The following is a 12601-nucleotide window of genomic DNA, read 5'->3' on the forward strand; positions in this document are numbered from 1 at the left end:
TTCTTCCTTTGATGGTCTAGTAAGTGGATTGGCGGAATTCGAGAATTCCGCTTTCCCTTCTGTGGAGCTGCAGACCCTTGCGCGGCATCAAATCCATGGTGGGTGGGTCGATGCCGTCATCGATAAGCAACGCATCGATGTCCGCGAGGTTTGCGAATACCTCGCCGTCGCGCTCGTTTAGCTGCGGCTGGTACGCAACGACGATGGTTCGCGTGGCCGCCTGCCGTGCAGCCTGAAACACGCGTGCCAGTGCCGGATCGGCGCACAGCAGGTTGCCTTCGCGGTCGAGCCCCGAGGCTTCGAGAAAGCAGAGGTCGATCGAGCGCCGCGCCACCGATGCTTCCGCATCGGGGCCAGTCATCGTCGAGCTGCCCTGTTCGAGCTGGCCGCCCGTGAGCTGTAGTTCACAGTGCAGAAAACGCTGTGCCGTTTGCGCCATCCCAATGTCCTGCACGAGCAGGGCAAGGTTCGAACGGTCGGACAGGAACGGCAGGATTCGGTGGACGACTTCGCCGGCGCCCATCATCAGCGACTCGTGATCGTCGACCGCCTCTGCGGCGAAACGCGCAATCGTCGTTTCCGATGCCTTGCGGGTCGCGCTATCCGCAATCGGCGCGAGAACGTTGTCCCCGGGTCGCTGCGAGAGATAGCGGGCCTTGCCGAACGACCGGACAAGGTAACGCTGCTGCTCCAGATAGGTCAGGTCCGTCCGAATGGTGACGCTCGACACGTCGAATACCTGACTGAGCTCCTCGACCGATACCTCGCCGCGCTTGCGGACCAGTTCGACGATTTGCAGCCGTCGCCTCAGTGAACTCTTGCTGACTAGCATGTCTCCGGATCTCGAAAGTAGATGCTTTTGTTTCGAAAGAGTTTAGTTTCGAAACGAAAGAAGCGCAAAGCGATTTTTAGGCTTTTTGGATAGGGTTTTCCCTTGTTATCTTGCATTTTTAACTCTGCCGTATAGAGTACTCTGAACTTAACCCTCCTCTTACTGCCATGTCACTCTCCTCCGAGCAAGCGGCTACGGCCTTACGTGAAGTTGAATCAGTTAGTCAGCGCAGCGGCCAGCTCTATCGATATCGACGGATGGCGCCGATGTTCATGCTGTGGGGGGTGATCTGGCTGATCGGCTTTGGTTTGACTGACATTGCGCCTGCGTATGCCAACTTCATCTGGATAGCGCTGAACGTCGTAGGCGTGCTTGGATGCATCTATCTCGGCCAGCGAGGTAGGCACGAAGATCGGTCCGCAACGAGCTGGCGCTGGCTGGCCTCGATACTCAGCATTTTTGCGTTCTACATCCTGGCGCTCGTTATTTTTCAGCCGGCCACAGGCATGCAGTCGGCGGCGTTCATCGCGCTGATCGTCGCGCTGTTTTATGTACTGGCCGGTCTTTGGCTTGGCGCGCGATTCGCCATTGCCGGTACGTTGCTGGCGGCGCTGACGCTAGTCGGCTATTTCGTGCTGCCCGCGCATTTTGCTCTGTGGATGGCCGTGGCCGGTGGCGGTGCGTTGATGCTCGCTGGCTTGTGGCTGCGGAGAGCGTAAATGGATCAGCTGGACGACATCATTCACCAGCCGGTGCGGCTCAAGATCATGGCCGCGCTCAACGCACTGCCCAGTCGCGAGTCAATCGATTTTGTTCGACTGCGTGCCATCGTCGAAGCAACCGAAGGCAATCTCGGCGCTCATCTCGCGACGTTGGAGAAATCCGGTTACATCGAGATGGAGAAGGGTTTCGTTGGCAAGAAGCCGCGAACCAGTATCGCGATGACGCCGTCGGGACGCCTCGCGTTTGAGCGCTATGTCAGTCATTTGCGTGGGATTCTTGACGGTGCGGCGTGAGGTACCTTTGTTTGCAGCGGATCGTTGTAGTCGTGCAGCGATGCTGTTTCTACGAAACCTGATCGAGGAAGTGCCTTGGAATACTCAATGTATAGCCCGAAAGCAGGCGCGGCAGTCGGACAGATGTTCTTCGCGGGATTCGGCACACTGTGGATGATCGACTGGTGTCTGCAGCGACACGGCGCAGATCTGCCGACACTGACTCTGATTGCGCTCGCCGGCAGCACGATTTTCTTGTGGGCGTGGTGCGAGTTCCGGCAAGGCAAAACCGAAGCCGAAGTGCGCGTGGAGTCGTCGCGCTACCGTGCATCGCAGCGCGCGTTCCGATGGGTGAACGCGACGCAATGGCTAGCGGTACTGGTTGCAAACATCGCTTTGAATGCTACGGGTCACGCAGAGTGGGTCATGCCCACGGTCATTCTGATTGTCGGCGTCCATTTCATACCACTCGCCCGGGTCTTTCACGCACGGCGGCACTACGCAACCGGAGCCGCGCTGATCGTCGTTGCGTTGGGATACCCATGGATTGCAAATAGTGGATCGAGTTACCCGACCGGCGCATTCGCAACAGGCAGCATCCTCTGGATCAGTGCCCTATACGGGTTCTTGCGAAATCGTTCCGGCGGGATCACCGCGCGATTAGTCGAGCGCAATCGGCTCACGTGATGAGAAGCCAGGCCCGCTCGCGATAACTCAACGAGCGGTTTAAAGCGTCTCGCAAAACCGTCACACCAGCTCAACCGCACTACTACGTTCGGCTTCAATCTTCTGCCTCAACGCCTTCGCAGCCAGAATCATGTTGCTCAACGCCGCTTCTGTCTCCGGCCAGGCACGCGTCTTCAACCCGCAATCAGGATTGACCCACAGGCGTTCCGCAGGAATCACTTCGCAGGCTCGTTCGAGCAGGCGTTGCATCGTCTCGACACTCGGCACGCGCGGCGAGTGAGTGTCATACACCCCCGGGCCAATGCCATTAGGGTACGAAAACGCACCGAAGCCATCGAGCAATTCCATCGAAGATCGCGACGTCTCGATCGTAATAACGTCTGCATCGAGCGCGGCGATCGATGGAAGAATGTCGTTGAACTCCGAATAACACATGTGCGTATGGATCTGCGTCGCATCCGACACGCCGCTGGAAGAGATACGGAACGCCCGTGCCGCCCAATCCAGATACACCGCCCAATCGCTCTTGCGTAGCGGCAAGCCTTCGCGAAACGCCGGCTCATCGATCTGGATGATGCGAATGCCGGCCTTCTCGAGATCGTTCACCTCGTCGCGCATCACCAGCGCCAGTTGCAAGGCCGTCGTCGAACGCGGTTGATCGTCGCGCACAAACGACCATTCGAGCATCGTCACCGGCCCGGTGAGCACACCTTTTATCAGTCGGTCCGTCAAAGACTGCGCATAACACGCGGCATCCACGATCATCGGCTCCGGGCGATAAATGTCGCCGTAAATGATCGGTGGCTTGACGCACTGCGCGCCGTAGTTCTGCACCCAGCCATTCTCAGTGAGCGCATATCCCCAGAGTTTTTCTGCAAAAAACTCAACCAGATCGTTGCGCTCGACCTCGCCGTGCACAAGCACATCGAGCCCGAGTTCCTCCTGCTTGCGCAACACGCTGGCGGTTTCCGCGCGCATGCGCTCGAGGTAATCGAGTGCGCGCAGTTCGCCGCGCTTGTAAGCGGCACGCGCCTGCCGGATCGCGGGTGTCTGCGGAAACGAGCCGATCGTAGTGGTTGGCAGAAGCGGCAGCTTCAGCGAATGCCGTTGCACGCGACTACGATCTTTAAACGGACTCTTACGACTCGCCATCGCATCGGTAACCGCTGCAACCTTTCTTTGCACCAACACGTTCTGGACCGCGCGCGAACTGCGTCGCGCGTCGAGTGCATTCGCAGCGGCCGCGAGCGCCGGCGCGGCAGCAGCCGGATCGCGTAACGCAAGCGCAATCGTGCCGATTTCATCGAGCTTCTCGGTAGCAAAGGCGAGCCACGACTTCAGATCCGCATCGAGGCGTTTTTCCGCAGCAAGCGAGATCGGTACGTGCAGTAGCGAGCACGACGGTGCAATCCAGAGCCGGTCGCCACGTTCCGCATGAAACTGCTGCAGCGATCCAACAATCTTGCCGAGATCGGCACGCCAGATATTTCGCCCGTCGATAACACCCGCCGACAACACCCTGTCCACCGGCAACGCCCGGTGCCACACATCGAGTTGCTGCGGCGCCCTGACCAGATCGATATGCACGCCGTGCACCGGCAGCTTCGCGACGAGCGGCGCGTGATCGGCAGCGGTGTCGAAATACGTCGCGAGCAATATCTTGACGTCCGATGCGCCGAGCACCTCGTACACCGCAGCAAACGCTTCGAGCCACTCGCCTTCGAGGTCGAGGCACAACGCCGGCTCGTCGAGCTGAACCCACTCGATACCGCGCTGCTGCAACGTCTCGAGAATACGCATATAGCGGATCACGAGCCGCGGCAGCAGCGACAACCGGTCAAAGCCAGCCACGTGACTCTTCGACAACCACAGATACGTAATCGGCCCAATCAACACGGGCTTGACCGTGTGATTCAGCGCAAGCGCTTCATCGACTTCATCGAAGAACCACTCGACACCGCCATTGAACGTCGTCTCCGGTCCCAGTTCCGGCACGAGGTAGTGGTAATTGGTATCGAACCACTTGGTCATTTCCAGCGCCGGCTGCGCCTTGTTGCCGCGCGCCAGTTCGTAATACTGGGCCAGCGACAGCGCCGCCGGCTCGAACTCGAAACGTTCGGGCAACGCGCCCAGCAGCGCAGTCAGATTGAGCATCTGGTCGTAGTAAGCGAAGTCGCCGACCGTCACGAAGTCCAGTTTCGCCGCCCGCTGCTGTTCCCAATGGCGCGCGCGCAATTCCTTCGCAACGCCGCGCAAATAGGCATCGTCGGACTCGCCGCGCCAGAACGACTCCTGGGCAAACTTGAGTTCGCGATGTGCGCCGATGCGCGGAAAACCATGTATGTGGGTGCGAGCCATAGCGGATCCTTGACTGAATGGCTCACAGTCTGGAAGTCACGCTATGATTCATCAAGCGACATGTTTTCATTGTTATATGAGCCATGTTCATATCACTGCTTTTCACCATCGATTCATTGAATGCACGCGTCGCTGCATTCACCAGGAACTGGCATGACGAAAAGAATTCTGATCATCGGCATCGGCGCGGGAAACCCCGACTACATGACTGTTCAGGCGATCAACGCGCTCAATCAGGTCGACGTGTTCTTCGTGATGGACAAAGGTGTTGCGAAGGAAAAACTCGTTGCGTTGCGTAAGGACATCATCGAGCGGTTTGTGAATAACGACCGCTATCGTGTTGTCGAGGCGACGAGCCCCGAACGTCGACGCGACGAGGGCGATCGCGACTACAGGGTCGCTGTCGACGAACTAAACCGCGACAAACAGCATGTATTTGAACGCCTGATCTCGGACGAATTGGCCGACGGAGAATGCGGAGCGTTTCTGGTCTGGGGCGATCCGTCGTTATACGACAGCACGATACGCATCGTCGAAGCGATCGGGAAAGCCGGCAACCATACGTTCGACTACGAGGTCATTCCAGGCATCAGCAGCGTCCAGGCGCTCGCTGCGCGGCACAGGGTCCCGCTCAATCAGATCGGCCGCTCTATCGAGATCACCAACGGCCGTGGCATCGCCGAAGGCTTCCCGAATAACGTGGACAGCGTCGTCGTCATGCTCGACTCGCAGGATACCTACCGCAAGCTTGTCGATCAGAATCTGGATATCTACTGGGGTGCCTATGTTGGAACGCCCGATGAGATCCTGATCTCGGGAAAGCTGCACGACGTCGCGGAGGAGATCGTGCGTGTCCGTGCAGAAGCCCGCAATAAGCATGGGTGGATCATGGACACCTATCTGCTGCGCAAGCCCGGCGATGAAACCTGACGGCGCAACACGCACAGCAACATAAGCCAACGGCCACCCTCGGGTGGCCGTCGTACATGTCGCTTACGGTTTCACTCGCCGCCGCGCATGCTCGCGATCAGACACCCGCACGCAAGGTTTTAGCCGCTGCGACCATGTTCGTCAGTGCCGGAATCACCTCTTCCCACGCCCGCGTCTTCAACCCGCAGTCCGGATTCACCCACAACCGCCCGGCCGGAATCCGCTCGGCCGCCTTGCGCATCAATTGCACAATGTGCTCCTGGCTAGGGATGTTCGGCGAGTGGATGTCGTACACGCCCGGGCCGATCTCGTTCGGATAGTTGAAATTGTCGAACGCGTCGAGCAACTCCATATCCGAGCGCGATGTCTCGATCGTGATGACGTCCGCGTCCATATCGGCGATCGACGCAATGATGTCGTTGAACTCCGAATAGCACATATGCGTGTGAATCTGCGTTTCGTCCTGCACGCCATTGGCGGTGATGCGGAACGACTCGACGGCCCATTGCAGGTATTCGTTCCATTGCGACTTGCGCAGCGGCAATCCTTCGCGCAGTGCGGCTTCATCGATCTGGATCACGCGCACGCCGGCCTTTTCCAGATCCAGCACTTCCTCGCGGATCGCCAGCGCCAGCTGGTAGCACGACACCGAGCGCGGCTGGTCGTCGCGCACGAACGACCAGTTCAGGATCGTAACGGGACCGGTCAGCATGCCCTTCATCGGCCTGGCCGTTTGCGCCTGCGCATACTTGATCCACTCGACCGTCATCGCCTTCGGACGGCTGATGTCGCCGAACAAAATGGGCGGCTTCACGCAACGCGAACCGTACGACTGCACCCAGCCGAACTGGCTGAACGTATAACCGTCGAGTTGTTCGCCGAAGTATTCGACCATGTCGTTGCGTTCCGCTTCGCCATGCACGAGCACGTCAAGGCCCAGCGCTTCCTGTTCCCGCACACTGCGCACGATCTCCTTCTGCATCACCGTCTTGTAGCCGGCTTCGTCCAGCTCGCCGCTCTTGAACTGGCTACGTGCCTGGCGAATCTCGGCGGTCTGCGGGAACGAACCGATCGTCGTGGTTGGGAAAGTCGGCAGGTTCAGCAACGCAGACTGCTTCGTCGCCCGCTGCGGATAGGCGCTGTGACGCCGGCCCAGTGCGGCATCGATCTTCGCGATCGCGGCCTTGACCGCAGGGTTGTTCACGCGCGGTGAAGCACGACGGCTCTGGGTCGCAGTCTGATTCTGCGCAAGCTCGGCCTGCACGGATGCACGCCCTTCGTTGAGCGCTCTCGCAAGCACCTTCAGCTCATCGAGCTTTTGCAGCGCAAAGGCGAGCCAGGATTTGATTTCGTGATCGAGCTTCTGTTCGCTATCGAGGTCGACCGGCACGTGCAGCAGCGAGCACGACGGTGCGATCCACAAACGAGCCTGCAACACCTGATGAATCGGCGTCAACCATTCGAGCACTGCATTGAGATCCGTCTTCCAGATGTTGCGACCGTTGATCACACCGAGCGACAACACCTTGTCAGCCGGCAATTGCGCAACCACCTGCTCGACTTCGGCGCGCGCGTTGATCGCATCGATATGCAGGCCGTGCACGGGCAGTTTGCACGCCAGCGCGAGATTGCTTTGCAACTGACCGAAGTAGGTGGCCAGCAACAGCTTGACCCGGGTGTTCTTAAGCGCATCGTAAGCGGTGACGAACGCTTGCTGCCAGACCGCATCGAGTTCCGTCACCAACGCCGGCTCGTCGATCTGCACCCACTCCACACCCTGCGCAACCAGTTGTTCCAGCAACGCCGCGTACACCGGCAACAGGCGCGGCAACAGCGCGAGTTTGTCCGAATCGTCTTTCGCCTTTCCAAGCCACAGATACGTCACCGGTCCGATGATGACCGGCTTCGCCTTCACACCCAGCGCACGCGCTTGCGCGAGCTGCTCGAGCAGGCGCGATGCATCGAGAGAAAACTCAGTCGCTGCGCTGAACTCCGGCACGATGTAGTGATAGTTCGTATCGAACCACTTGGTCATCTCGCCGGCCTGAACGCCGCAGTTGCACGACGCATCGTGCGCCGATCGACCGCGGGCGACGCGAAAGTAATTGTCGAGCTGGTCGCCGTCGAAGCCGCGCACCCGCTCCGGAATATTGCCGAGCGTAAAGCTCGTATCGAGCACCTGGTCGTAGAACGAGAAGTCGCCGACCGGCACCTGATCGAGGCCCGCCTGATTTTCCCAGTGCCGTTGACGCAGTTGCGCGCCAAGACCGGTCAATTCTTCAAGCGATGATTTGCCCTTCCAGTAACTCTCCTGCGCGAATTTCAGTTCGCGCTTTGCACCGATGCGAGGGAAGCCGAGATTGTGCGTCGTAACCATGATGATGAGCCGCTCCAGAAGTGAACCGCTCGATCATAGGGTGAATGATCCATGAAATATAATGGTGTTATTTCATCGATCGATTAGATTTGTTCATGGAGCAACGATGCTTGAACGAACCCATCTGGCCATCATCCGGGAAGTGGACCGCCAAGGCTCCCTGACTGCAGCGGCCAATGTGCTGTGCCTCACGCAATCGGCGCTCAGTCACACGGTCAAGAAGATGGAGCAGCAGCTCGGTACGGCTGTGTGGGATCGCGAGGGGCGCAATCTGCGCCTCACGCAGGCCGGTCAATACCTGCTCGCGCTGGCCAACCGCGTGTTGCCGCAGATGGAACACGCGGAAGAGCGGATGAAGCAATACGCGCAGGGACAGCGCGGTACTTTGCGCATCGGTATGGAGTGCCACCCCTGCTACCAATGGTTGCTCAAGGTCGTCTCGCCGTATCTGGCGCGCTGGCCCGACGTCGATGTCGACGTCAAACAGAAATTCCAGTTCGGCGGGATTGGCGCGCTGTTCGGCTACGACATCGACATTCTGGTCACGCCGGACCCGCTAAGAAGACCTGGGCTGCTATTCGAACCGGTCTTCGATTACGAGCAGGTGCTCGTGGTGGGATGCAAGCATCCGCTCGCACATTTACCCTTCATTCCACCCGAAGCGCTAGCCGACGAAGTGCTGATTATGTATCCGGTCGAAATCGATCGGCTCGATATCTACAACCAGTTTCTGATGCCCGCAAACATCTCGCCGAAGCGGCACAAGGTCATCGAAACGACCGACATCATGTTGCAGATGGTCGCGAGCGGCCGCGGTGTCGCTGCGTTACCGCGCTGGCTCGTGGAAGAGTACGCGAGCAAGGTCGCGATCAAGCCGGTTCGGCTCGGCAAGAAAGGCATCGCCAAGCAGATCTTTCTCGGTGTACGCGAGACCGATATATCGATCGATTATCTTCAGGCGTTCGTTGCGCTCGCGCGTGAGTCCGACTGGAATGCTGCGGCGAGTACGGTTTGAACCACACTCGCCGCCTGCGCTCCGCTTTATCGTCATGCAGCCGGAACAGCCGCTCCCACCTGCCGGTACACGGCATTCTCGAAGCCAATGAGTGTGTGCACAACAGGCATATCGAAGAACGGCAGCAATTGCGTCATGAGCACCGCGGCGATGCCTTTCTCCCGGTCGATCCAGTAGTACGTATTGAAGACCCCGGACCAGTCGGCGGTGCCTTTGCTGCGCATGCCCGGCACGTTGTCGAGCGTGAGATGGAAGCCGAGACCCCAGCTTTGCGGCACCGGCGGTGCGGACACGTCGTTCGTCAGTTCGGGCATCGCGGACTTGAGGAACGTCGGGACCTTGATCGGCGCGAGATGATCTTGCAGCGCCATCCGTGCGGTTGCCGGTTCGAGAACGCCGGCTCCGTCGTTGAGCCATGCCCGCAGGAAACGGCCGTAGTCCTGCGCCGTACCGTAGGACCCGTGGCCCGCCGCGTCCCATTCCGAGGTGGGAGGCAAGTCGAGCCTCGAAGGCTTGAGCGTGCCGTCGGCCTGGCGCTGCATCACGCGAACCAAACGGCTGCGCTGCTCGGCAGTGGGTTCAAAGGTCGAGTCGTTCATGTCGAGCGGCCCGTACACATGCTGCTTGAGGTAGTCGCCCAGACTCTGCCCCGACAGCTTCTCGACCACGAGCCCGAGCCAGTCGGTGTTGGTGCCGTACTCCCAGGTGGTGCCGGGATCGTTCACGAGTGGCATTAAAAGACTGCGCTTTAGCCCTGTCAGCGGTTGAGGCTCACCGGTCAGCTCGTGGTAGCGCGACAACTTCTCACTGAGAAAGAAATACCCGAGGCCGGCCGAGTGAGTCATCAACTGGCGTACGGTGGCCTTGCTGGCAGGCGGACGCAGGCGCGGCGTGTCGCCGTCGAAACCCTCCAGCACTTGCAGCTGACCGAATTCCGGCAGAATCGATTCGACGGTCGCGTCGAGGCTCAGCAATCCTTTCTCGACGAACTGCAGCGCCGCCGTGGTGGCCACGGCTTTCGTCATCGATGCGTTGCGGAACATCGCGTGCGGGCCAGCCTCGCCGACCGCGTGATGGAACAGCGTGCCGCTGCGGTCGACGACCACTGCCGCAATGCCGTGAACGGCTCCCTTCGATACAGCGTTGTCCAGCAAAGCCTTGATAGCCGAACCGTCAAAAGCCATGGTGATCTCCTGCATTCATGATGGGGAATGGGTACGCGAAATCGTCACTGGGACGAACCGAACCATTGTGCGTCAGGAACGAGAATCGGCTCGTGAACCCGGGCACTGCATTTCACATCGTGATTCGGGAGCTATCTGGACGCGTCGGCAAGTAACGCCCAACGCTCATGGTCCCGCCATTCACCATCGATGCGCAGATAGCGCGGCGAAAAACCTTCCTGCCTGAAACCCACCCGTCGCACGAGCGCAATCGATGCAACATTCTCCGGCTGAATGTTGGCCGCCAGTCGATGCAGGCCCAGTTCGCCGAACGCAAAATCGATTGCCATTCGCAGGGCCTCGGTCATGAGTCCGGTGCGACTGAAGTCCGCCATGCCGTAGTAGCCGAGATACGCGCTTTGAAATGCGCCCGCTACGATCTCGTTCAGATTGATCACACCGACGACGCGATTCGATGCGGCTTCGCGTGCGACGAGACCGACGTTGGGTCCAGTGAGTCCGCGTGCAAACCAGTTATCAAAGCCTGACTGATCGTTGAACGACGTGACCCACGGCAGGTGGTATTCCCGACTCGCCGAGTTTGCGGCGATCAGATCGGCGGCATCGGCGCGGGTCGCGCGGCTTAGTCGAACGAGACTCATGCTTCTCCATGGGATAGTGGTAGAGGATTATCAGGAAGTGTCAGTATTCGTCAGGACGATCCCGACTCACCAGACTCAGGTATTCACTCAGTCCTGCTTCACCCAAAGGCTTGTTCATCACGCGAATGGTATGCGTGGCGTTGTCCATCACGTAGTCGTCGAGGCGCCGCACTTCGACGTAACCGTTGCGCTCCCAGAAGCGTTCCGCGCGCTTATTGCCGTCGATGACACCGAGGCGCACCCACTTCGCACCCGACGCCTTGAACCATTTCTCAAGCGCGTTGTACAGGTGCCGCGCTACACCTTGGCCGTGCTGTTCAGTCGACACGATAAACAATCCCAGATGCCAGACATCCTTGGCAAAGAGATCCGAAATAACGAAGGCATAGGCGGTCAACTCGTTGCTTACATCGATGAATCCAATCGCGATCTGCTCGGTAAATGGCCATTCTTCAGGCAGTTCGCTTTCGAACTCTTCGGCGGCTTGAGTTTCTGTCGGTGGGTGACCCTCGGCTAACAGGAAGTACCCGGGATTTTTTTCCAGGAAGGTCTGAATGACGGGGATGTCACTGCGAACGAGTTTGATGGCGCGATAGCCGTCCGTCTCGAACAGCATTTGATTCATTTCGAAATGCATCGATTGTCCGCTCAAACGCCGCAACGCTCCGCCGCTTCCGCGCGCAGAAACTCGATCAAGGTATCCAGCATCCGATGCCGGCGAGTCGACCCGTGGCGCAGCACGAAACACCACGAAGCCGGCCGGGACAGCGTGGGAAACACACGCACCAGACGTCCGCTGCGCAGTTCCGCATCCACCAGCGCCGAGCGGCCGAGTGCGAGTCCCGCGCCGCCCACTGCCGCGCCGATCACCTGGCTAAAACTGCTGTAGCGCACGATCTTGGTTTCGAAGTCGTCAGGCAGGCCGAACTCCGACGACCAGTTACGCCAATCGATCTCGGGGAAATCGTCGTGCGTTTCCTGAAGCAGGCGGCATCGGCAAACCGCTGTGGACGCGAACGCATGCAGCTCGGGGCTGCACACGGGAAACACTTCCTCGCGGAACAACACGATGTCATCGGGACGTACCGCGCGTTCGGATATGTGCTCGATAGCGAGATCGATGCCGTGCCTGGCAATATCGGGCTCGCCATCCTGTGTGATGGCGTTCAGCGGCGTGTCGGGATAGCTCGACGAAAACTCAGCGAGACGGCGAGCGAGCCACATCGTCGAAAACGATGCGTTGGCGGAAACGGTCAGTCGCCTTACGACACCCTTGATCTGCGAGCACGCATCTTCCAGCAGCGACAGCGCACTACTCACCGAGGGCAGCAGATCCGATCCCGCCGACGTCAGGCGAATCCCCCCTACTCCAGTACTGCGCTCGAGCAGCCGAACCCCCAGCGTCTCTTCGAGGTTGCGGATCTGATGACTGACAGCGCTGGTCGACACATTCAACTCGGCGGCCGCGCGCGCAAAGCCGCCGAGCCGCACAGCGGCCTCGAACGCGCGCAACGCTGGCAGTGGCGGGATCGTGGACATAGGCGGGTATTGTAGGATATTCAACACCCGATGAAAAACCATC

At 59.3% G+C, this 12601-nt stretch carries 12 protein-coding genes; 5 read left to right on the plus strand and 7 right to left on the minus strand.

The window, feature by feature from the left end; all coding sequences use genetic code 11:
- Positions 1-16 precede the first annotated feature (16 nt).
- Positions 17-832, minus strand: a complete 816-nt coding sequence (locus FNZ07_RS28890; protein WP_091011341.1) for a DeoR/GlpR family DNA-binding transcription regulator — start codon at positions 830-832, stop codon at positions 17-19.
- 257 nt (positions 833-1089) lie between these two features.
- Here FNZ07_RS28890 and FNZ07_RS28895 point away from each other — a divergent pair, with 257 nt between their 5' ends.
- The 3 genes from FNZ07_RS28895 to FNZ07_RS28905 all read left to right on the plus strand — a co-directional run bounded on the left by FNZ07_RS28895 (position 1090) and on the right by FNZ07_RS28905 (position 2514).
- Complete coding sequence (locus FNZ07_RS28895; RefSeq protein ID WP_091011340.1) at positions 1090-1551, plus strand: hypothetical protein; 462 nt, start codon at positions 1090-1092, stop codon at positions 1549-1551.
- Entirely contained in the window at positions 1552-1848 is a 297-nt protein-coding gene (locus tag FNZ07_RS28900; RefSeq protein ID WP_091011339.1) for a winged helix-turn-helix domain-containing protein, read from the plus strand.
- Between the two features lie 87 nt (positions 1849-1935).
- Positions 1936-2514 (plus strand): hypothetical protein, encoded by a 579-nt coding sequence (locus tag FNZ07_RS28905; protein ID WP_091011338.1) that lies wholly within the window; start codon positions 1936-1938, stop codon positions 2512-2514.
- Positions 2515-2574: 60 nt separating this feature from the next.
- On the opposite strand, the gene metE (FNZ07_RS28910) is transcribed toward FNZ07_RS28905, so the two are convergent.
- Positions 2575-4872, minus strand: a complete 2298-nt coding sequence (gene metE, locus FNZ07_RS28910; RefSeq protein WP_091011337.1) for a 5-methyltetrahydropteroyltriglutamate--homocysteine S-methyltransferase — start codon at positions 4870-4872, stop codon at positions 2575-2577.
- Between the two features lie 120 nt (positions 4873-4992).
- On the opposite strand from metE (FNZ07_RS28910), the gene cobF reads away from it, so the two are divergent.
- On the plus strand, positions 4993-5802 hold the full coding sequence (gene cobF / locus FNZ07_RS28915; protein ID WP_249040673.1) for a precorrin-6A synthase (deacetylating): 810 nt from the start codon (positions 4993-4995) through the stop codon (positions 5800-5802).
- Between the two features lie 97 nt (positions 5803-5899).
- Here cobF and metE (FNZ07_RS28920) read toward each other — a convergent pair whose 3' ends face one another.
- Positions 5900-8179 carry a 5-methyltetrahydropteroyltriglutamate--homocysteine S-methyltransferase gene (gene metE, locus FNZ07_RS28920; RefSeq protein ID WP_091011335.1) on the minus strand — a complete coding sequence of 760 codons (2280 nt, stop codon included), beginning with the start codon at positions 8177-8179 and terminating at the stop codon, positions 5900-5902.
- Positions 8180-8285: 106 nt separating this feature from the next.
- On the opposite strand from metE (FNZ07_RS28920), the gene FNZ07_RS28925 reads away from it, so the two are divergent.
- Complete coding sequence (locus tag FNZ07_RS28925) at positions 8286-9194, plus strand: LysR family transcriptional regulator (protein ID WP_091011334.1); 909 nt, start codon at positions 8286-8288, stop codon at positions 9192-9194.
- 32 nt (positions 9195-9226) lie between these two features.
- Here the strand turns inward: FNZ07_RS28925 and FNZ07_RS28930 are convergent, their stop codons facing one another.
- From FNZ07_RS28930 to FNZ07_RS28945, 4 genes are all read right to left on the minus strand, one after another.
- On the minus strand, positions 9227-10378 hold the full coding sequence (locus tag FNZ07_RS28930) for a serine hydrolase domain-containing protein (protein ID WP_091011333.1): 1152 nt from the start codon (positions 10376-10378) through the stop codon (positions 9227-9229).
- Between the two features lie 131 nt (positions 10379-10509).
- The gene (locus tag FNZ07_RS28935) at positions 10510-11019 is read right to left on the minus strand and encodes a GNAT family N-acetyltransferase (RefSeq protein WP_091011332.1); all 510 of its coding nucleotides are present in this window, start codon (positions 11017-11019) and stop codon (positions 10510-10512) included.
- A 40-nt stretch (positions 11020-11059) separates the two neighbouring features.
- Positions 11060-11644 (minus strand): GNAT family N-acetyltransferase, encoded by a 585-nt coding sequence (locus FNZ07_RS28940; protein ID WP_170275852.1) that lies wholly within the window; start codon positions 11642-11644, stop codon positions 11060-11062.
- Positions 11645-11667: 23 nt separating this feature from the next.
- Entirely contained in the window at positions 11668-12558 is an 891-nt protein-coding gene (locus FNZ07_RS28945) for a LysR family transcriptional regulator (protein ID WP_091011330.1), read from the minus strand.
- Positions 12559-12601 lie beyond the last annotated feature (43 nt).

Origin of the sequence: Paraburkholderia megapolitana (assembly GCF_007556815.1) — a bacterium.
Taxonomy (GTDB): domain Bacteria; phylum Pseudomonadota; class Gammaproteobacteria; order Burkholderiales; family Burkholderiaceae; genus Paraburkholderia; species Paraburkholderia megapolitana.

Excerpts from the sequence above, each read along its gene's own strand:
- FNZ07_RS28890 (WP_091011341.1), bottom strand. The coding sequence starts at position 832 with ATGCTAGTCAGCAAGAGTTCACTGAGGCGACGGCTGCAAATCGTCGAA.
- FNZ07_RS28940 (WP_170275852.1), bottom strand. The coding sequence starts at position 11,644 with ATGAATCAAATGCTGTTCGAGACGGACGGCTATCGCGCCATCAAACTC.
- FNZ07_RS28900 (WP_091011339.1), top strand. The coding sequence starts at position 1,552 with ATGGATCAGCTGGACGACATCATTCACCAGCCGGTGCGGCTCAAGATC.
- FNZ07_RS28925 (WP_091011334.1), top strand. The coding sequence starts at position 8,286 with ATGCTTGAACGAACCCATCTGGCCATCATCCGGGAAGTGGACCGCCAA.
- metE (WP_091011335.1), bottom strand. The coding sequence starts at position 8,179 with ATGGTTACGACGCACAATCTCGGCTTCCCTCGCATCGGTGCAAAGCGC.
- FNZ07_RS28895 (WP_091011340.1), top strand. The coding sequence starts at position 1,090 with ATGGCGCCGATGTTCATGCTGTGGGGGGTGATCTGGCTGATCGGCTTT.
- FNZ07_RS28935 (WP_091011332.1), bottom strand. The coding sequence starts at position 11,019 with ATGAGTCTCGTTCGACTAAGCCGCGCGACCCGCGCCGATGCCGCCGAT.
- FNZ07_RS28930 (WP_091011333.1), bottom strand. The coding sequence starts at position 10,378 with ATGGCTTTTGACGGTTCGGCTATCAAGGCTTTGCTGGACAACGCTGTA.
- FNZ07_RS28945 (WP_091011330.1), bottom strand. The coding sequence starts at position 12,558 with ATGTCCACGATCCCGCCACTGCCAGCGTTGCGCGCGTTCGAGGCCGCT.
- cobF (WP_249040673.1), top strand. The coding sequence starts at position 4,993 with ATGCACGCGTCGCTGCATTCACCAGGAACTGGCATGACGAAAAGAATT.
- FNZ07_RS28905 (WP_091011338.1), top strand. The coding sequence starts at position 1,936 with ATGTATAGCCCGAAAGCAGGCGCGGCAGTCGGACAGATGTTCTTCGCG.
- metE (WP_091011337.1), bottom strand. The coding sequence starts at position 4,872 with ATGGCTCGCACCCACATACATGGTTTTCCGCGCATCGGCGCACATCGC.